Consider the following 20,013-nt stretch of genomic DNA (forward strand, 5'->3'; position numbering starts at 1 on the left):
ATGCTAAAAAGACCTTTAATTATTTTATTGATAAAGCTGGCAATCAATTGGTCTTATGGGCAGGATACCTTGCCCCCAAAAAAAATCCAGGAAATTATGAAGCTTGATAATGTAAAATTTCGCACAAATCAGGATCTCCAGAAAAAAGAGGAACAGGAAAATTTTTTTCAGGAATGTCAAAAAACAGAAGCATTTCAAAAAAGTATAAAATCAGTAACGAAGTTCGAATCTGTAATAATCGAGGTTGAGACAGAAACAGAAACAGAAATTTATAATTCTAAAAGACTGCATGGTCCAACCCAGTTTGACAGCAGAATCGAAATAGCTCAATTGTCGCCTAATAATGAAGAACATGTAAACATTCGTAAAATAAGCGAATCCGTTGCAATGGTTATCGAAAGAAAAAATTTGAATAAGATTTCAGAAAATACATATCAGTTAAACACAACGAATACTTTAGGAAAACAATTCAATCTTTGTCAGGGCGAAGCGTTTTCCGAACAGATCGTTGTAGGAACAGGAACTGCTTTTGTTGTGGGAGAAAATAAAATGATGACCGCATCCCATGTATTGCAAGGCTCCTTGAAAGACTATGCTGTAATTTTTGGATACAGGGTATTGAACACTTTTGGTACTGCCGAAAGTAGTATTTCTGCTGACGATGTATATTTCTTATCTGAAACAATCAAGAATGATCCTGATTTGGACATTACAATTTTTAAAACAGATCGTCCAATTAAAAGACCAATTTTGGCCAGCGAGAAATCGTCCCTTTTAAAGAAGGGAAATGAAATTTATATGCTTGGTTATCCTATGGGGCTTCCACAAAAACTTGCCATAAATGCCACTATATCTGATGAGTCGAACTATCAATTTTTTTACACCACACTTGATAGCTTTCAGGGCAATTCGGGATCACCTGTCTTTAATTTAAAAACGCATAAACTAATTGGCATACTTGTTTCGGGAATGATTGATTATGAACTTCGTGGCGATTGCTACAAGTCGGTTGTTTGCCGACAACCATACTGCTTAGGAGAAAAAGTCATACGTATCGAATTAGTGCTTGACTAACCAGATGATACTGGAGAAAACAATCTCTGCTAAATGTATCTTCTTTACTTAACTATAATAAATGCTTTTCTCGGCTTGCAGAAATACCAGGAACATTTTGGTCCAAATCTATTTTAAAAATAGGCCTTTACAAATTGAAGCAATTCTCATATGAGAATTGCTTCAATTTTATTCACTTTCAATCAAAAAAATTTACGATCAGTATTTTAGTATAATCCTTTATTAAGAATTTCTAAAAACCCAATACGATTTTGTTGTACCCTCAATTATTTTACTTTTTGAATCAAGTATTCTGTTTGTCGGTGGTATACCTAAAAGCGTCATGTGAATATCGTTTAATAAGGTTTGTGTATCTGCAAAATAGCCATGACCTAACAAACTTGTATCTACCCTTGATGCATCTATTGAATCCAGACCCTCTGCAATGACAATGTTGTCTCCACCCTCTCCAAGTCTGATATAACCACTCCTAATTCTCTTTGAAGCAATCAATGCTTTATCTTTGTCCGATGCATAAAGGGTTAGTCCAAAATTTCTATTTATCTCAGGCATTAACTGACTTATAAAGATGTCTTTGTCAATATCTGGCGCCGCAAGTATAATTTGATTGATTAAAGTGTTAGGAAATAAGTTTTCATTTTTCAATTTAACCAAAGCATTAGTTAATACCACATTGCCCATACTATGAGCTATAATATGTATTTTTTTTAAATCTTTAGTTTCTAGTAGTATTTTAATAAAGTCACACAAGTAATTTGATGAAAGGGCAGCGGTATCGGTATCTGCAGCATAACCCGTAACAGTAGCCTCTGAAGGCCATGAAAAGGCAGTTACCCCGCCTTTAAAATTTAGATCATAACCCAGCTGAGCTGTGCGGTACATTGCTTCTTTAAAATCAACATTATATCCATGTATGAATAATAAAATATCATTCTGATCGGATTTACCTATTTTTTCTGCGAGAATCTCAGTAAAGGCATCCTTGTCCAGTAATTCATTTGTAAGAATAGTGAAATACTTTTCAGGACTATCATTAAAAAAAAGGCTTGTAAACCAGTCAGGGCGTTCTAACTCGCCAACTCGATGAGAAAGAGGTATGCTTATCTCACAAATTCCCGTATGCAAACTGGCATCTCTTTTATTCTTATATGCTATTTTTTTATTTTTAATTTCATATTTTCTGTTAGTTCCATATAACACAGGATATGAAATATACTCAGTACTAATAATGTTTTTGATATGAGTAGTAATTCCAAAATCATTACCAAAATTATGGAATAATGATCCTAACTCTGTTTCCATTTTTTCGCGTTCAAATTTTGAAAGCTCCTCATGGGTTAGTTCTACTGCTCCTTCTTCTGCCGTGGGATTATTAATTGAGTCTAAAAGTATGTATATATCAAGATACTTTCTGAGTTCCCTCATAGAAAATCCATACAAATATTTTTCTTCAATGTAGCCATAAGCAACTAATGCCACAGGTTCGCCAGTTTCAGAAAATATTGGTGCGCCGCTTGTTCCCTGATAATCAAGTTCACTTACAACTTCTTCTTCTAGAATAAATCTTTCAAATGGTCCAATTTTACCATCATATTTCATTCCTAATACTAGTTTATCAATCTGGTTCAGGGTGTTGTCTTCTAATTCTCCCCTAATTCTGCCGTGGAAGCAGTATCCTTCTTCAAATGTTGGTTCGTAATCCAGATCTGTGTAAATCATTCTTTTTAAGTCAGCTGTTACAACTGTATCTCCAAATTTCTTCAACGTTTGCTTAATTTCAATGGAATCTTTTATCTCAGTGTAGCAGATATCTAAAGATTTCAATTTTTTCAATACAGGCTGACCAATATCGAGTCCCTCTACACTGAATTGGTCAATAAAATTTAATGCAGGCAAACTATACAGATTTGTACCATTTTCATCTCCAATACCAGTATCAAGAGCGGCCTGTTTTCCTGCTTTATCAGTGACATGCTGGACAGAAACAAAAAAAAGTCTTTCTTTATAAATTAGTAGTAAGCCACTACCTCCGTTTGAAGGCATTAGCGTTTCAGGGTCAATCATAATAACATGTTGTGTTGATTTCACAACATAATTGATTAATTCGTCGCGTAATTCTTTTTCACTCATAATATTCAATTAAATATTTAAATCTTATTTTATTCTCGGAGGAAGTTTATCTTCTTTTTTTATACTCTTTTCTGCGTTTTAACTCCTTTTTCTCTGCTGAACTATTGGATAAGATAGCTACCCTTAATTAAGTTTTGATTCCAGTAGCTCTGTTAATCTATTTCCATTATCAATTTCTTGCTCAATAAAAGCGACCAATTCGTCCATATTCATATGCCAATAATTTCGATTAAGTTTCTTGGATATTGATATATAAGCCTTGGTCTTGGGACGATTGCATTTGACATACCCAAATGTATTTTCTGAACTTAATTCAAGCATTTTTGGGATCATGCCTTGAATCCAGTCTTTTCTTGAGCTACCATATTTATCGGCCACTAGGAAAGCAAACTTTATGACATCATTCTGCAACTGAATCATTGTCATGAATCTTTTTCCGCCAAAGTAAATGTTAGGTTTTAAATGAAAATCAATCAAGGCGTCGCCTCTGGTATCGGTAACGAAAGTGTTTACCTTTTCAATTCGAAGCGAAAGGGAAGTTAAGAAGCTTTTTTGCAGTATTGTTTCAAGTTGATTTTCAGCAATAAACCTCTCATATTCATTTTTATAAAGAAAATTTAATTTATCGGCTTTCTTTTTCTTTCCATCTAAAAAAACCATATCGTATTTTTTACTGTCGTTTTGAAAGTCTATCAGCAATCCAGATAATTTTCCAAGATAAGCAATATATTCTGTAAGTATTACTGAATGGGAATTCTCGCTTAGTCTTATTTTTTGCAAAGCATTAAATATGTGTGTATATGAAATTCTTTTCCAATTAGGATCTCTTACTATTTCATCAATTAGAGTTAAAAAATAAAATTTTGGTTTGACTTTATGAGTCTTTCTAAACAGCTCAACATAACGTTCAAGCTGATTGGAATGCTGCGAGGGTTTTAATTTATTTTCTATAACAATCAAATCGCTGTCTGTTTCTATAATAATATCTATTCTTTGGCTTTCTGTCAAAATATGCTTGATTTCTAATACATTTTCCAACTTAAAAATATTCATGACCAAATCGCGTTTTTGACTCTCGCTTAAAGCATTGCAGTCTGATGAAAATATCCACGCCAAAATTTGAGAATGGATTCTTTCCATGTCTGCGATTCCTAGATATTCGAAAAAAGTTTTACTCATAGATGATAATGTTTGACCATTCTTTCCCTCATATTTTACGTAGGGAATTACTCTATACAAAGTTTTTCCCATCATTAAGGTTCGGCTATCCACCTGCTTTTCCATGACCCGATTGTCCTGTTACATTTCCCTTAATAGAAAATTTATAATTTATTGCTCTACAGCATACAGAAAAAAGTAGTCTCCTAAATTTGCCAATTGATGTCAAGCTCTTGCAAAATTAATTTTGCAACTTTTTCGGAATTCTCCCAACTACCGCACATTTCAGGGCTTAATGCTATTGTCAGAACCGCAACATTTTCCATTGATTTTCTTATTTCCTGCGCAATTCTAATTATAAACTCATCAGTATATAATTGAATATATTGGTTATCGTCGTAACTTGTAAAGAAATAATCTATATCTAGATTTATAATCCACTTTCGATCAGTTTTATTTACCCTGTAAGATAAATTATCTTGTAAGTACCAAGCATCAATTTCAGAAATTTCCATTTCATCAATCAGATCTCCATTTTTTTGAGTAGCGAAAATATTTAAAGCTAGTAAGCCAGGATAAAGCCTATCAAATATTGTAATGTAACTATCCCAGCGAAAGATGGGAAAAAAATCCTTTTTTTTGACCATATCTTTTTGCTCATATCTTAATCCAACAAGTTCCTCAATTGTTAGGTTGACCATATTAATATTTTGAGTCTGTAAAGCTTCTATCCAACTGTCAAGTTGACTATCTAATAAATCATAATGCCTATCAATATGTAAAAAATTATACTGTTGTTTTATATCTATTTTTTTTAACCAACACCAGCTAGCAGCCAAGTGATTATCCATTAAATAAATTTTCCCCTCGTTGCATAATAAGTTTAATTCAAATTCATCAGAACTTTTTTTACCATTAAATAGAATTGTCTCCATAATTTGTTTTAGTGATTTTCCATTTTATTTAGAGTTTAGTCTTGCATGTTTTTCTTTACCTGGACAGCAACATTTTTTTTATCGGTCACAAACAACTCATAAACTTTAAAACCCTCTACATCATAATCTGTATTTGGGATTGTTGTAAAGAAAAATTGAAAATTTGGTTGTTCATTTCGCAGTATGTCAAATAAACTATTAATCCCCCTAGAGTCAAGAGTACCAAAACTTGTGTTTTCGATTAGCAAAATCGTCGAATTGAATTTTGCATGATAATAGGCAATTTTTAATGTTATTTCCAGTAAAACTCTGTCTTGCTCTCCACCTGATAATGCCCTAAATGAAAAAGCGGGACTATGTAATCTGTCAGAGACCTTAACAATTAAATCGTCCTTTTGTTCATTAAAATTAATATCGTTAAAGAAAAACTTTTTATCCCTCATTATACCTCCAATTACATTCAAAAACTCATCTTCGGATAATCTAAAGTATGAGGACAGTAGTTTTACAAGGCTTTTATCTTCTTTTTCATCTTCTGTAAGACTTCTCAAATAGTCCCAATAGCTTTCACTAATGAATAAAATGGTCATTGTTGGCACAAGAAAAGGAATTTCTGTATCGTTGAATGAATACAAAACTCTATCCTTATTGTCTATTGCTAGGGAAAATTTATCAAGTTGGTTTTTGAAATAATAAACATTACAAAAAGAGTTGGCTTTAACTTCCCTGTCATCAGTCCATCTCTCTAAATATGATTTATCGGAAAGTGAGGCAATTAATTCCAAAATGAGTGTCTTACCAACTCCATTATTGCCATATATTATATTTCTGTCTGTAAATTCCAATACAACAGGGCTTGTTATTTGACCAAAATTAGAAAGTTCAATTTTAGTAATCACTCCCTTATCAACACTAATACCTGATAGTCTGAATTTAATTTTCTGTTCATGCGTTTCTTTGATAAATTTTAAGTATGATGTCGTGTATGTTGTTTCGTCACCATCAATTAAATCCGCATGTGTATTGCATAACCAGATTCCGTTGTCAATACTGCTTCGTTCTTTAGAAGTTAAAACACTGTCATATCGCCTACTGCCAAGTCCCTCTGATGCTGCACTTATATGTGCTGCCACTCCTATCAAATTCACTGAAGTGTGGGTTTCATCGGAAGGCCCAACAGTAATGTTGCTGCAAATTGAACATAAGTAGCCTGCTCTTTGTGCAAGTCGCCTTTTAACTTCTATTGAAAATTCGTCTCTTGGCATATTATCTTTTAAGCTCTTCTTTTAAATTATTATAACAACTTCTTTTTAACAATCATAACAAAATCTCTGTATGCTGATTTTACCTTTTCTCCTTGTTCAAAAAGCTTCTGTTGCAATTCAAGGTTTCTTTTATCTGCCTCTTGCCAGCTTTCATTTCTGTATGGTTGTTTTATTGCTTTATAAATTTGAACATGTTTAAATTCAAATTCCTGTTCTTCTGTCAACTCAATATCACTCATTTTCAATGATAAATATTCTTTGTATTGACTATTTTCATAATCCAAATGAAAAGCCTGCCCAACAATGGAATGAAATGTATCCAATTCTTCGAGAAAAACTGCAATAGACTCATTTATAGATTCATCTATAAAAATATTCTCCGATATTTTGTAAAACTCCTCCAATAAATCCCATTTCTCGAAGTAGTACCTACTGGTAAACAGACTATCGACTGAAAGAGAAATACTATCTAATAATGTGACTTCATTGCATAATTTGGTAAATTTATGATATAAATTTAAATCGTGAGACTTGTTGTTTTTTTCGTTTTGATCTTTTACAATTTGTTCAAAATTTTCAACAATTGACTTTATAGCCAGTAATAATTGCCCCTTTAAATTATCCTTAAATTTATCTTCTGAACTATTAAATGAAGTAACTCTGTGACCTCTTATATCAAAAGGCAATTCCTCCGGATTTGAATATCGTAGATCATTTACACAAATTACTCTTTCCCAACCAATTTGGTTTACTGCATAACCTAATTCAATTAAAACATTTGGATTTGGTCCAACTCGGTGTTTCAAAATTTTGTTCAGCCAATTTTTATTGACTACTGTGACATCGCAAATAAAAATATCCGCTGTATCTATTTTATTGAAAATAGTAGCGGATATAGCTGGGCTACCAGTTCTATTTCGTGTATCACGATCTATATTAATTTCTAAATTAAGCTCTTTTTCATACTTTTTTTTTACTTCTCTAATTGCTTTCTCAATGCAACCTTGTATGGAATTATTCCTTATATCCGATTGCCATGAATAAAATAGTGCAAAATTATTTCTCATAACTTGAATGAATGTTTCTTATTTTTTTACTGTTTAAAGAGCTTCAAAAAAATATTTCGCTTTTTGATATCGTTTAATTAAAACAGAAAAATCTTATTGAATATAGAATTTAAAAATCGATTATTGGATACCAATGTACATTATACTTTGCTAGCAAAAGAGAATGAACGCTTTTAACTAAAGTTTGTGGATCTTTACTTTCTTCTAACAATTCTGAATTTTCTACATCTTCAAGCAATAGCGACCTTAATTGTAATGCTTGACTGTAAATTGTAATTTCTAAATTATCATTTTCAGCAAAGATTTCATATGGATTTATATTTTGAACTTTGTCAATTCTATAGGGATCTGAAAAAACATTAGCCCAATTATGCCGAGGGCTGAATATCAAATGATGTTTACCTGAACCATAAGCAGGAAGATAATTTAACGCAAAAATTCCAGAATTTGACTCTATTGAACTTTTGGAGTAATTAAAATATAACTCAGTAATAGTATGAAATTCTGGTACTGCGTAATACACTTTATTAAATGGTCTGACAAGTGCTTTTAATAACTCGTACTGCTTCCCATTGGTATCAAGTTTCATTTTATAATAATCATGACCGAAAACATCCCAATACGGACGATATACATTATCGTGATATGTTGGGATCTTGAATTGGAAAAATATATTACCTTTAATTTTGACGTCATAACCCCCACCTTTTCTACCCTCCCAATATGTATTTGGAAAAATAGGCAATGGTACAAAAGGATAAAATCGAGTTATGTACTCAAAAGTAAAGCAGAATGAAAATTGAGTTTCTGAAAATTCACATTTTTTCATGGTTCAGATTGAATTAGTGCAAGTTAATTTTATCATTAATCATATGAAATGAATTACGTTAAATTTCTATTTCAAATTATAGGAATATTAAGATATTAATAAAATTTGATAGCAAGTGATTTGAAATTTTATTGTTAATTCAAACCTGACTCAAAAGTTAAATTTTATATTAAACATCAACGTTTGGATCTAAATTGAATATACACAGATATTTGCTCATCATTATTACCAACCATAAAATTGAAATTTTCTATTAAATAATTTTGAATGGTATCTGTTTTTGGGTGATTTTTCTTGAAATCAATTCCTGGGAAATGATGTTGATTTTCGCGAGCCCATGGTCGTGGCTCAGTAACCACAAATCTTCCTGTTCTCCGTTTGTAATAAATCATAAATTGTTTTGCTATTTATTTTTCAGTATCTATTTCTTCAATATCAATATTAGGAAGATATTTATTGGCATTTTTTTCAATCTTCTTCCAAAGTTCAGTTTTTTCTTTTCCTTCAGAAAATTCTTGATACCTCTTAGCAAGGTTATCCATATATTCTTTAATACTCGCTGGTTGTAACATAATATTTAGAGCTGTTCATTTAAACTTCTTTATTCTTGCACATAATCGATATACAAGAAACATAATTCCACATATGTCATGAAGCTGCATTTTGATTGGCAAACGTCTTTGCAAAAAATTAACAGCAAACCTACATAACAATTTTTTCTATATTCTACAGTTTTCTGTAATCAATCAATTATAAAGTGCAAAATAATTCTTTTGGAATGAAAAGATAACCGTATAAATACCTGTTATTTTTTTAATTTTTAATAGGCATAAAAAAAAGATGCCATACAGCACCTCTTTATATGTCATAAGTTATATTCTTATATTCTATCCATTGTTTGGAAAGTACTACTAAATCTTAATATTAGATATGGTATTTTTTAATTTTTCATAGTAAGCAATCTTCATTTTGAGTTTTTTATCTAGCTCAATACATTCATCAACAATCGTTAATATTTCATTGTTACTTTTGAGTATAAACAGAGTAAAAAAAATCAATCTCTAATTCTTGACTTACAGAATAAATGGAAACTACAGACACTCTCCAGTGCGCCTTTAGAAGATGGATTTTGAGCTATTTTCGATTTTTAAGCATAAGAAAGCTTTTCCAGAAACAGAATATTAGTTTTTGCCCCTTATTAAAAAACATGGCTAATTAATAAAATTGCCTTTCGAAATACTCTGGTTCACAGTATAAAAACTTTAGTGTTGCAAAATTTACAATAGTAGGCTGGTCAGATTTTCCCATTTATCTAAAAATTTATCATTTATTCCGTAGCCCCCTTCTCCGTTTCTCTTTATCGTGAGTTTAATATTAGCATTATTAGTACCTAGATCAGACTTGGGCACTATGAAATATGAATTATAGTCAAACCAGAAACATATCAGTAAATCCATTTCATCGTATTCATTTTTAGTTACATTAAATTGTCGCTTTCCCTCTGTATTTTTGCTCGTCGCTGTCGTGTAAAGTGATTGTCTGGTCTTTACTTCTATTTTTATTATCCTGTTTGTTTTCAGATTTAATAAGACAATATCGCAGCCGGAATGTTCCAGATTTTTGAATGCCTGCCATTCGCTTGAATGAATTCTTGTGTAAATTTGAAATAAAACTGAATTTTCGCCGATATCTTTCAATAAATCTTTCAGATTTTGAGCAAGTTGTTTAGTGGGCTTTAGCTTTTCCATCCTTCTTTTAAAATTGTGACTTTAAATAATATCCACAATGTAATTAAAATGGAACAATAGCACAAATATTAAGATCTAATACTCATGCATCATTAAAAGCTAATAATCATACATCGTTTCTAAGAGTAATGCTTATAAGGAAGATAGTTTCTAATAGCGAAAAATTTCCTTTATAAGACCGAGATTAGCATGTTAAGAAGCATTTCCCTTAAGTATCATATCGATTTTATCTGAGTCATACAAAAAGATATCTCCAAGTTTAGTATAAGGCAAGACTCCTGTCTGCCTGTATTTTATAATAGTATTATTGGACAGCCCGAACATCTTTTTTAAATCTTCATTCCGGTAATAATCAGGCCTCAAAGTTTTTCCTTGGCTGATTTTTGAATCAATCTTTTCCAGTCTTGCCAATACAAGCTCTATCAACTCCTTCATTTCCATTACATAAGATAACCACTTTTCCTTCTTCATCATCACTAGTCTTTTACATATTATCAATCTTCTTTCTTATCCATTCTACCAGTTTTCCAACCTTCTTCGACGTTCTTGCATTAATGCAATAAACTCATCTAAAAATTTTATCTGCTTCATCTTATAGGTATATCCTTTACATTCAGAAAACTGCCTACTTATTGTACTTATTATTTTCTGGCCTCCTTCATTATCATTATAAGTAAAATTTTCGCTTATAAATTCCTGGAAATAGCCTCGATTTTTTTTTGCATCATTTGAATCAAAATATAAAATACCTTCATCCATTAAAACATAGAAAAGATTTGCAAACTCGATTTTATTATAAGAACTTCTACATTTATTACTACAAGAGAAGGCTTGGCCCTGAACATTCCCAAATCCATTTGTTTGTACTAGACTTTCTATATTTTTTAATCTCGTATCGAGTTTAAAAAAATTACCTATAATATCATATGTTTTAACTTTTTTCATTTTTACTCGCCTATTTGAAATGAAAATATATCTTACTACGTTTTTGCTTATTTTTAGTTGGCATATAAGTTAAATAACCGTATGCATGCAATTCTCCAATACATTTATAGTAAGTCTTCGGTGAAGCGATTTTAGCTATTTTCTGAATTTCAAAGCTGTATACTTGTATAGGATTTATTGACCCACTATTTTTTCGAAATTGAATAAGTGTTGCAAATATTGCAATATGAGTAGTATTGATTCGGAAATCTCTTTCAATAGCCAGAAAAAAATCTGATAAAGGTTTTGAATAATCCATTTTACTTCTCTTTTATTTCAACAAAAATCAAAGTAACAATTAAACAAATTTATCCACAAGTACAACTTTTGTTGTACCCAAGTTGTACCCTTGATTTAAACCTAAAGTTAAAATTGGGTTAATAGTTAAAAATACTATATAAATATAGGCTCTAAGACTTAACTTTTAGAAATATATGCAAAGTTAAAAGTCTTTAAAAAGAATGAAGTATTGAAGAGTATAATTAAAAAATGCTAAGTTTTTATAATTCTAACCATCACATTTAATAACAAAAAAAATATTTTTTTTACTCATTCATCTTTTTTTAATTCAAAGTCAAAATCAAAAAAATCTTTTGGATGAACATCTAACGCTCTAGCCAAATCAAAAATCGTCTTTAGCTGAATGCTTTTTTGGCCCTTTTCAGTTTTACTTATCTGACTATGATCAACATTACACATTTGAGCAAGCTTTCTATAGCTCAGTTTTTTAGCTGTTCTAAACTTATGCAAATTGTTACCGAATGATATTAAAAATTTGCTATTTTGCTCCTTCTCCATTTGAAATATTTATAACATGTAATTTCAGCTATTAGAAAAAAAATATTGTAGTACTTAAATACCACTTAATATATTTTTTGTTATATTTGTTCCATTATTAATTACATTTGCGAAACTTCTTTTAAAAATATAGAAGCATTCGCTTTGAATCTCGTACTAGAAAATTGGCCTTTTCATTTACCACGAGAGAATAAGCAAGATGCTCACGTCCATTGGCGTGGGCTCACTTATTCGTGGTAAGGTATGGCCAATACCTCTAGTGCAATAAGCTGAGTTCCATGCCTTTTTTATTCTTACAACTCTCTTATTTTATTCTTAGCAATGAGCCGTTTCGCATTTTATCAATGCTATAACTATTGCTATTTAAAACTTATGAATAAAAACGTATCCATTTTTTTATCTTAAAAGATAAAAAGACTCTCTACCTCGTCGCCAAACTAGTATAGAGAGCCTTTAAGCTAATCAAATATCATTTAACTAACCAATCCCAATATTATGAATTATTTTTCATTTTACAAGGATGGAAGAGCTCTCTATTGCCTAATTTTCACTGGCATTTTGCTATCTTTTTCATCGTCATTCGCTAAAATTTTAGAGCATTCGCACACGTCATTTTTACACCAACATACTGTTGAAGGTATTGTAACTGACGGGACTTCTCCACTTCCTGGAGTTACAGTAACTATAAAAAACAAAATAAACAATGTTTGCATTACCGACTTTAACGGTCAATATTCACTTGTTGTATCATCAAATGATACGCTAGTTGTTTCCTTTATTGGATTTAAGAAGGCACTTATTCCTATTCAGGGACGTACCAAAATTGATATCAAACTCCAATACGACACCACTACGTTACAGGAAGTAAAAATCAATGCTGGCTATTATTCTGTGAAAGAAAGCGAACGTACTGGCAGTATAGCAAAAATCACCGCAAAGGACATCGATAAACAGCCTGTTACTAACATACTTTCTGCAATGCAAGGCCGCATGGCAGGAGTTACAATTACCCAAACCACAGGAATACCAGGAGGTGGATTTGATGTGCAGATAAGAGGAACTAATAGTTTACGTGCTGATGGAAACCAGCCTCTTTACATAATCGACGGAGTTCCTTATGCGTCAAATTCTATATCCAATAATAATATCTCGTCGATTATTATTCCAAGTTCTAATGTGAGTCCCCTAAGTTCAATTAATCCTTCAGACATAGAAAGCATTGAAGTTCTAAAAGATGCAGATGCAACTGCAATTTACGGATCCCGTGGTGCTAATGGAGTTATATTAATAAATACAAAAAAGGGCAAGGAAGGAAAAACCAGATTCACAATCAATACAAACACAGCCGTAGGAAATGTAACTCGCTACATGAATTTAATGCATACGGATCAATACTTGGAAATGCGAAAAGAAGCATTTGCAAATGATGGAATTGTAAAATATCCAGCAGCTGCCTATGATGTAAACGGCACTTGGGATCAAAGTCGCTATACTGACTGGCAGAAAGAACTTATTGGAGGCACGGCTCAAATAAATGATTGTCAAATATCAATAAATAGCGGATCTGCTCATACGCAATTTCTTGTAAGTGGTAATTACCATAATGAAACTACCGTTTTCCCTGGTGATTATAAGTATAAAAGAGGCGGAGCAAACTTTAATCTAAATCATCAATCAGCAGATAATAAGTTTAAGATAAATTTGTCTTCCTCATATTCTTCACAAAATAACAATTTACCTGCGACTGATTTTACAAGAGAAGCAAGATCGCTGTCTCCAAATGCTCCCGCCCTCTATGATACTTCTGGAAATCTAAACTGGGAGAACGGAACGTTTAATAATCCCTTACGTAGTCTTGAAGCGGTATACAAAGCCAATACAGCTAATCTTATTGCAAATGCAATTTTATCATACCAGATAATCCCAGAGCTGGAAATCAAAACTAGCATAGGATTTAGTGATCTCCGTTATGATGAAATCAGAACTTCACCATCAACGATATATAATCCCTCACTTGGTCTGGGAAGCGAATCTTCATCATTATTTGTCAATAACAGTAACAGAGAATCGTGGATTATCGAACCCCAATTGAACTGGAATAAAAAAATTGGGCATGGTAAAATAGAACTTTTGGCTGGTGCTACTTTTCAACAGCAAAAAACGGCACAGCTTGTACAAGAAGCAGATGGTTTTGCAAGCAACAGCTTAATTTATGACCTTGCTTCAGCCACATATCTTTATGTATTTACAAATCAGCAGACACAATATAAATATCAAGCATTTTTCGGCAGGGCAAACTTTAATTGGAAAGATCGTTATATTGTTAATCTTACAGGAAGAAGAGATGGCTCAAGCCGCTTTGGTCCGGGCAATCAATTTGCCAATTTTGGTGCCATTGGAGCAGCTTGGTTATTTTCAAAAGAATCATTGCTAGAAAATAAAATCTTAAGCTTTGGAAAATTGAGAGCCAGTTATGGAACTACTGGCAATGACCAAATCGGAGACTATAACTTCTTAGATACCTATAGTTCTGCAGGCAATAATTATCAGGGAACAGTCGGTCTGCAGCCCAATCGCTTATATAATCCAAATTTTGGATGGGAAACCAACAAAAAAATGGAAATAGCTTTAGACCTAGGTTTTATTCAAGATCGCATTTTTTTAACGACTGCCTATTACCGCAATCGTTCATCCAACCAATTAGTTGGAATTCCACTTCCCGGAACTACAGGATTCAATTCCATATTAGCAAACCTAAATGCAACAGTTGAAAACACAGGACTAGAACTGACTATTCGAACAGTAAATATTGAAAAACAAAATTTCAAATGGGCTACAAATCTGAATTTGACTGCTCCAAAAAATAATTTAATAGCCTTCCCTCAATTGGAAAACTCTACCTATGCTAACCAGTATGTAATTGGGAAATCCATCAACATTCAAAAGGTTTACAATTACATAGGCCTGAATACCCAAACGGGAATATATCAATTTGAAGATGTCAATAAGGACGGAAAAATTTCATCCCCTGATGATAGGCAAACGATTAAAGATTTCAGTCCAAAGTTTTATGGCGGTCTGCAAAATCAGTTTAACTTAAAAAGATGGCAGCTTGATTTTCTGTTTCAATACGTTAAACAAGAAAACTGGAATTCAATAAGCATGTTAGGCCTGCCTGGGGGTTTGTCTAATAAAACTATAGAAGTATTAAACCGCTGGCAGAATCCTGGAGATACTGGTCCATATCAAATGTATAGTTCAGGAACAAATTCACTGGTAACAGTTGCAAATAACCTCTACGCCAACAGTAATGCCGCTATAACCGATGCGTCATATCTTAGGCTTAAAAACATTTCAATATCCTATAATCTACCTGAAAACAGTCTAAAAAAATTAAAATGCCGTATTTCTCTTCAAGGCCAGAATATACTAACCTTCACCTCTTATAAAGGAGCTGATCCTGAGTTTATAGTATCTGGCTTTTTACCTCCTCTTAAAATATATGCATTAGGATTACAGCTTATTTTCTAACACGAACGACTATGAAAAATTATATACAACAAAGACGGCTAATTTTCTTTACTGATAATAAAATAAAATTATCAATTTATTTCGCTTGGATACCTATATTTTGCTCTTTGCTCTATTCCTGTGACAGTTTTGTGGATGTAGATCTTCCCACTTCTCAATTAACAGGAAATACAGTATTCGAAAATAAAAATACTGCCAATGCTGCTTTGGTAAATGTTTACGCCCAGATAAGAGACAACGGATTAATTACAGGAAAACCGACAGGAATTTCTAATCTTTTAGGAAACTACTCGGATGAATTAACGTTTTATGGAACAGACAGTAATGCTGCTAAAGATTTCTATAATAATACTATCATAGCATCAAATACTACTGTCGCAGGATGGTGGAATAATACATACAAACAAATATATGCTGCAAATGCTGTAATTGAAGGAGTATCTAATAATACAAAACTTATTGAATCAGACAAAAATCAATTATTAGGCGAGGCTCTTTTTATCAGAGCACTGCTTCATTTTTATCTTGCTAATATTTATGGCAATATACCATACATTACAACCACCTCTTACCAAACAAATGCTGTCGTTTCTAAGAAATCTGTCTCTGAGATATATTCTGAGGTTATAAATGATTTACAAAAAGCAATATCGTTATTACCCTCTAATTATATTACTTCGGGTCGTGTTCGTCCAAATAAATCAGCAGTACAAGCGTTGTTAGCAAGAGTATATTTGTACGATAATCGATGGGAATTGGCCGAACAAACCGCTTCTCTCCTAATTAATAACACGAATCTATATTCTTGGGAAAACAATATTGATAAAGTATTTCTAAAAGAAAGCACCTCAACAATTTGGCAGCTGATGCCCTCAACAGCTGGTAAAAATACAGATGAAGGAAATCTTTTTGTATTTACCAGTGGACCGCCAACACTTGTTGCTTTAAATAATGAATTATTTAAAGCTTTTAGTTCTGATGATTTAAGAAAAACCCATTGGATAAAAGTAGTCACCAACGGAACTTCAACTTGGTATCACGCTAATAAATACAAACAGAAAAGCCCAACGGGAACCTCGGTTGAATATTCAATCGTAATGCGTTTAGAAGAACAATACCTTATTCGTGCAGAAGCAAGAGTGTATCTTAACAAATTGGAAGAAGCCAAAGAAGATTTAAATAAGATCCGAAATCGTGCAGGTCTTCAAAACACAACTGCAACGACAACTGAAAATCTGCTACAGGCTATTCTCAACGAAAGAAAGTTTGAGTTATTTACTGAGCTCGGACATCGATTTTTCGATCTTAAAAGAACAGCAAATCTGGATAATTTTCTCTCTGGAACAAAACCTGGATGGAATACTACTGACAGACTTTTTCCAGTCCCTGATTCTGAGTTGAGGGTAAATCCAAATTTGCTTCCTCAAAATGACGGGTATTAAAAAAAATTACATATCCTATGAAAATCAATAACAAAAAACTAGTACAGGCTGAGTCATTTTTATCCCGTATTACATTTTTATTTTTTGTTTTAGTAGCCTGCCCTTTATTGGGGCAGGTAAAACAAAAAAAGATGCTTCAGGAATCCGACTATCATCTGTGGCATACAATACAATCAGAAAATATTTCTGAAAACGGAAACTGGATAAGTTACAAACTAGTTTATCCAAATAGTAAAGACACTCTTTTTATTACAAATACAAAACTGGATATACAGTATGTTTTTCCAAATGCGTTTAATGGAAGTTTCAATATGGAAGAAAGCTTCGCTTGCATTACTCCAGTAGCAGGACTGCAAATACTTAATTTAAAAACTGGCAAATCGCATTCTTATGCGGGAATAACCCAATACAGATACACAAAAAATAAAAAATATATAATTACATACAGCAAAGCTGAAAATGCTTCTCTGGAAATAAAAAAATCCTCAGGATTAACAATAATGAAAATTGATAATGTTCGCGAATATAAAATAGCTCCACAAGAAAATGCTGTTGTGTTTTCTGATGGCCATCGCATCGGATTTATAACTTTAACTGACAAACTGGAAAAGACTATCATTCTTGAAAAATCCGAAAATTCATTTTTTAATTTGACGTGGCAAAGCAATGGAAATACTGTTGCCTTTTTACAAAAAAAAGATGATCTCGGTGAAAACAATTTATTTTTCTTTAACCTTAAAAATAATAAGCTTTTTGAATTCGATTCCGAAAAACTTTTAAACCTTAAAAGTGATATCACAATTAGTCCTACAGTGACGACTAAATTGACAATATCTGATGATGGACAGCGTGTTTTCTTTGGAGTAAAAAAACGGGAATATAATTATTCCGTAATTGATTCAACACAAGTACAAATATGGAATGCCTCTGATAAGTTATTGTATTCGCAGCGAGAAGAAATTGGGCAATGGGATAAAGTAGCTAAGCTTGCTGTTTGGTTTCCTTATGAAAATAAATTTAAACAAATAACTAGTAATCAACTTCCAAAAGTAATCCTGGCTGGGGACCAAAACTTTGCCATCACATTTAATCCGTGGCAATATGAACCCCAGTACAAACAGCAGGGAGATATCGACCTCAGCTTAATAAGTCTAATATCAGGGGATTCAGGCAGAATATTAACCAAACACTCTGGAAATAAAAATCATACTATTATATCCCCAAAAGGTAATTTCATAACATATTTTAAAGATCAGAAGTGGTGGGTATATGATATATTAAAAAAGATTCATCTTAACTGCTCAGCAAATATTAAGCTACCTCTCTTTGACCAAAATTATAACTCAGCAGGTGAAGTTCCTGCATATGGGATCTTAGGCTGGACAAAAAATGATTCTTCACTATTGCTTTATGATCAGTTTGACATCTGGGAAGTTTCTCCCGATGGCAGAACAGCTAAAAGATTAACACACGGCAGAGAAAAAAACATACAATTCAGGATAGCAAAACAGCAGTATGAAAACTTTAAAACAGAAAACTACAATGGTTTCTATGCATTAGAAATTGATCTCGACCATGAATTAATTCTTCAGGCAAAAAATAATGAAAAAAGCGGTTATTTTATTTGGAACAAAACCGATGCAGAAAAGCCTCTGGTTTTTAATGAAATGAAAATTAGCTATCTAATGAAATCTTCAAAAGGAGAAAGGTATGTTTTTCAGCAGCAGAACTATGAAAATGCTCCATCAATCTGGTTAAAAAAAAATAAAAAAAGCAAAGCCGAGTTAATTGTTCAGAGCAACAGACAGCAGAAAGATTATTATTGGGGTAAAGCTGAAAAAATTCATTATTATAACAAAAATGGAGCATTTTTAACAGGCGCACTTTTTTATCCTGCTAACTATAATCCCTCTAAAAAATATCCTTTAATAGTCAGCATCTATGAATTAAAATCTCAGGAATTTTATCAATATGTTAATCCCACTTTGTATTCTGATACAGGATTTAACATAACGAATTATACCGCTCAAGGCTATTTCGTTTTATGCCCTGATATTATATACGAAATTGGGAATCCCGGTATTTCTGCAGTAGATTGTGTTCTTTCAGCAACTCAGTCTGTAATCGACAAAGGTATTATTCAAAAAGATAAAATAGGTTTGATAGGCCACTCTTTTGGAGGTTATGAAACTAATTTTATAATTACCCAAACCAATTTATTTACAGCTGCAGTATCTGGAGCCGGTGTAGCAGATTTAACAAGCTGGTATTTAACAATGGGATGGAATACTGGTACTCCAGAAATATGGCGTTTTGAAAATCAGCAATGGCGTATGGGAAAATCACTTTTTCAGGATAAACAGGCATACAGCCGCAACTCTCCATTGGAGTTTGTACACAACATTCAAACACCACTACTCTCTTGGACTGGCAAGCAGGATCGGCAAGTCCATTGGTATCAAAGCATAGAATTTTACTTGGCATTGCGAAGACTGCAAAAAGAGCATGTTTTATTAGTGTACCCTCAGGAAAAGCATGTTATAATGAATCCAAAAGATCAGAAAGATCTCAGCAGTCATATTAAGCAGTGGTTCGATTATCATCTGCAGAATAAAAGCCTTCCCTCTTGGGTTAGTTATAAATAAAAACAATGCAGTTCTTTATAAAAATAGAACTGCATTGTAAATGAACCTAACATTTTAGTCAAGCCCTTTAAAGATTAGTTTAATTTGTATAAGACTTTGTTACAAGTAGTACCACTGGCATTTAAACCAAAAACTTGCTGATTTGTGTCCTCAATGGTACAAATTTCACTCCCTTGATTGTTACAATCAATTGATTCAGAACATGGATTCGGATTATTGATGTATCCTTGTTCAGGCGCAATTACATTAGTTGCTTTGCCATTTGGACTTGAGGCAAAAGCACCTGCAATTGCAAAGGCAAAGGCTGCCACAGGCAAAAGCTTTTTCACATTTAATGTTTCCATGATAATAAAAATTAAATTAAAAAAATATCTACTTTTTTTACAGGTGTTCGATTACATTCCTGA

17 protein-coding genes are annotated in these 20,013 nt (G+C 32.4%); 4 read left to right on the plus strand and 13 right to left on the minus strand.

Going from position 1 to position 20,013, the window contains the following annotated elements:
* Entirely contained in the window at positions 1-1,074 is a 1,074-nt protein-coding gene (locus DMA14_RS06290; RefSeq protein ID WP_111423917.1) for a trypsin-like serine peptidase, read from the plus strand.
* A gap of 222 nt (positions 1,075-1,296) precedes the next feature.
* Here DMA14_RS06290 and DMA14_RS06295 read toward each other — a convergent pair whose 3' ends face one another.
* The 12 genes from DMA14_RS06295 to DMA14_RS06350 form a co-directional block, all read right to left on the minus strand.
* On the minus strand, positions 1,297-3,204 hold the full coding sequence (locus DMA14_RS06295; RefSeq protein ID WP_111423918.1) for an alpha/beta hydrolase: 1,908 nt from the start codon (positions 3,202-3,204) through the stop codon (positions 1,297-1,299).
* 123 nt (positions 3,205-3,327) lie between these two features.
* Positions 3,328-4,488 (minus strand): PD-(D/E)XK nuclease family protein, encoded by a 1,161-nt coding sequence (locus DMA14_RS06300; RefSeq protein ID WP_111423919.1) that lies wholly within the window; start codon positions 4,486-4,488, stop codon positions 3,328-3,330.
* Between the two features lie 80 nt (positions 4,489-4,568).
* A complete protein-coding gene (locus DMA14_RS06305; protein WP_111423920.1) occupies positions 4,569-5,297 on the minus strand; it encodes a peptide arginase family protein in 729 nt (242 codons plus the stop codon).
* Between the two features lie 35 nt (positions 5,298-5,332).
* On the minus strand, positions 5,333-6,562 hold the full coding sequence (locus DMA14_RS06310) for a DNA replication/repair protein RecF (protein ID WP_111423921.1): 1,230 nt from the start codon (positions 6,560-6,562) through the stop codon (positions 5,333-5,335).
* A gap of 29 nt (positions 6,563-6,591) precedes the next feature.
* On the minus strand, positions 6,592-7,629 hold the full coding sequence (locus DMA14_RS06315; RefSeq protein ID WP_111423922.1) for a TIR domain-containing protein: 1,038 nt from the start codon (positions 7,627-7,629) through the stop codon (positions 6,592-6,594).
* Positions 7,630-7,738: 109 nt separating this feature from the next.
* Positions 7,739-8,458: a hypothetical protein gene (locus DMA14_RS06320; RefSeq protein ID WP_111423923.1), complete on the minus strand. Its 720-nt coding sequence runs from the start codon at positions 8,456-8,458 to the stop codon at positions 7,739-7,741.
* A 407-nt stretch (positions 8,459-8,865) separates the two neighbouring features.
* Complete coding sequence (locus DMA14_RS22720; RefSeq protein ID WP_157957680.1) at positions 8,866-9,030, minus strand: hypothetical protein; 165 nt, start codon at positions 9,028-9,030, stop codon at positions 8,866-8,868.
* A 705-nt stretch (positions 9,031-9,735) separates the two neighbouring features.
* Positions 9,736-10,206, minus strand: a complete 471-nt coding sequence (locus DMA14_RS06330) for a hypothetical protein (protein ID WP_111423925.1) — start codon at positions 10,204-10,206, stop codon at positions 9,736-9,738.
* A gap of 192 nt (positions 10,207-10,398) precedes the next feature.
* Positions 10,399-10,680 carry a MerR family transcriptional regulator gene (locus DMA14_RS06335; RefSeq protein ID WP_111423926.1) on the minus strand — a complete coding sequence of 94 codons (282 nt, stop codon included), beginning with the start codon at positions 10,678-10,680 and terminating at the stop codon, positions 10,399-10,401.
* Positions 10,681-10,722: 42 nt separating this feature from the next.
* Positions 10,723-11,151, minus strand: a complete 429-nt coding sequence (locus tag DMA14_RS06340) for a hypothetical protein (protein WP_111423927.1) — start codon at positions 11,149-11,151, stop codon at positions 10,723-10,725.
* A 10-nt stretch (positions 11,152-11,161) separates the two neighbouring features.
* A complete protein-coding gene (locus DMA14_RS06345; protein ID WP_111423928.1) occupies positions 11,162-11,449 on the minus strand; it encodes a hypothetical protein in 288 nt (95 codons plus the stop codon).
* Positions 11,450-11,739: 290 nt separating this feature from the next.
* Positions 11,740-11,988 carry a helix-turn-helix domain-containing protein gene (locus DMA14_RS06350; protein ID WP_111423929.1) on the minus strand — a complete coding sequence of 83 codons (249 nt, stop codon included), beginning with the start codon at positions 11,986-11,988 and terminating at the stop codon, positions 11,740-11,742.
* A 558-nt stretch (positions 11,989-12,546) separates the two neighbouring features.
* Between DMA14_RS06350 and DMA14_RS06355 the strand changes: the two genes are divergently transcribed.
* The 3 genes from DMA14_RS06355 (at position 12,547) to DMA14_RS06365 (ending at position 19,606) form a co-directional block, all read left to right on the plus strand.
* A complete protein-coding gene (locus DMA14_RS06355) occupies positions 12,547-15,519 on the plus strand; it encodes a SusC/RagA family TonB-linked outer membrane protein (RefSeq protein ID WP_317047244.1) in 2,973 nt (990 codons plus the stop codon).
* A gap of 107 nt (positions 15,520-15,626) precedes the next feature.
* Positions 15,627-16,961 carry a RagB/SusD family nutrient uptake outer membrane protein gene (locus DMA14_RS06360; protein WP_238989923.1) on the plus strand — a complete coding sequence of 445 codons (1,335 nt, stop codon included), beginning with the start codon at positions 15,627-15,629 and terminating at the stop codon, positions 16,959-16,961.
* 311 nt (positions 16,962-17,272) lie between these two features.
* On the plus strand, positions 17,273-19,606 hold the full coding sequence (locus DMA14_RS06365) for an alpha/beta hydrolase family protein (protein WP_157957681.1): 2,334 nt from the start codon (positions 17,273-17,275) through the stop codon (positions 19,604-19,606).
* Positions 19,607-19,680: 74 nt separating this feature from the next.
* On the opposite strand, the gene DMA14_RS06370 is transcribed toward DMA14_RS06365, so the two are convergent.
* Complete coding sequence (locus DMA14_RS06370; RefSeq protein ID WP_111423933.1) at positions 19,681-19,950, minus strand: DUF6520 family protein; 270 nt, start codon at positions 19,948-19,950, stop codon at positions 19,681-19,683.
* Positions 19,951-20,013: the final 63 nt, after the last annotated feature.

Origin of the sequence: Flavobacterium sharifuzzamanii (assembly GCF_003254585.1) — a bacterium.
Taxonomy (GTDB): domain Bacteria; phylum Bacteroidota; class Bacteroidia; order Flavobacteriales; family Flavobacteriaceae; genus Flavobacterium; species Flavobacterium sharifuzzamanii.

What these genes read in the sequence shown, in the direction of transcription:
- DMA14_RS06290 (WP_111423917.1), top strand. Translation starts at nt 1, where the DNA reads ATGCTAAAAAGACCTTTAATTATTTTATTGATAAAGCTGGCAATCAAT.
- DMA14_RS06295 (WP_111423918.1), bottom strand. Translation starts at nt 3,204, where the DNA reads ATGAGTGAAAAAGAATTACGCGACGAATTAATCAATTATGTTGTGAAA.
- DMA14_RS06300 (WP_111423919.1), bottom strand. Translation starts at nt 4,488, where the DNA reads ATGGAAAAGCAGGTGGATAGCCGAACCTTAATGATGGGAAAAACTTTG.
- DMA14_RS06305 (WP_111423920.1), bottom strand. Translation starts at nt 5,297, where the DNA reads ATGGAGACAATTCTATTTAATGGTAAAAAAAGTTCTGATGAATTTGAA.
- DMA14_RS06310 (WP_111423921.1), bottom strand. Translation starts at nt 6,562, where the DNA reads ATGCCAAGAGACGAATTTTCAATAGAAGTTAAAAGGCGACTTGCACAA.
- DMA14_RS06315 (WP_111423922.1), bottom strand. Translation starts at nt 7,629, where the DNA reads ATGAGAAATAATTTTGCACTATTTTATTCATGGCAATCGGATATAAGG.
- DMA14_RS06320 (WP_111423923.1), bottom strand. Translation starts at nt 8,458, where the DNA reads ATGAAAAAATGTGAATTTTCAGAAACTCAATTTTCATTCTGCTTTACT.
- DMA14_RS22720 (WP_157957680.1), bottom strand. Translation starts at nt 9,030, where the DNA reads ATGTTACAACCAGCGAGTATTAAAGAATATATGGATAACCTTGCTAAG.
- DMA14_RS06330 (WP_111423925.1), bottom strand. Translation starts at nt 10,206, where the DNA reads ATGGAAAAGCTAAAGCCCACTAAACAACTTGCTCAAAATCTGAAAGAT.
- DMA14_RS06335 (WP_111423926.1), bottom strand. Translation starts at nt 10,680, where the DNA reads ATGATGAAGAAGGAAAAGTGGTTATCTTATGTAATGGAAATGAAGGAG.
- DMA14_RS06340 (WP_111423927.1), bottom strand. Translation starts at nt 11,151, where the DNA reads ATGAAAAAAGTTAAAACATATGATATTATAGGTAATTTTTTTAAACTC.
- DMA14_RS06345 (WP_111423928.1), bottom strand. Translation starts at nt 11,449, where the DNA reads ATGGATTATTCAAAACCTTTATCAGATTTTTTTCTGGCTATTGAAAGA.
- DMA14_RS06350 (WP_111423929.1), bottom strand. Translation starts at nt 11,988, where the DNA reads ATGGAGAAGGAGCAAAATAGCAAATTTTTAATATCATTCGGTAACAAT.
- DMA14_RS06365 (WP_157957681.1), top strand. Translation starts at nt 17,273, where the DNA reads ATGGAAGAAAGCTTCGCTTGCATTACTCCAGTAGCAGGACTGCAAATA.
- DMA14_RS06370 (WP_111423933.1), bottom strand. Translation starts at nt 19,950, where the DNA reads ATGGAAACATTAAATGTGAAAAAGCTTTTGCCTGTGGCAGCCTTTGCC.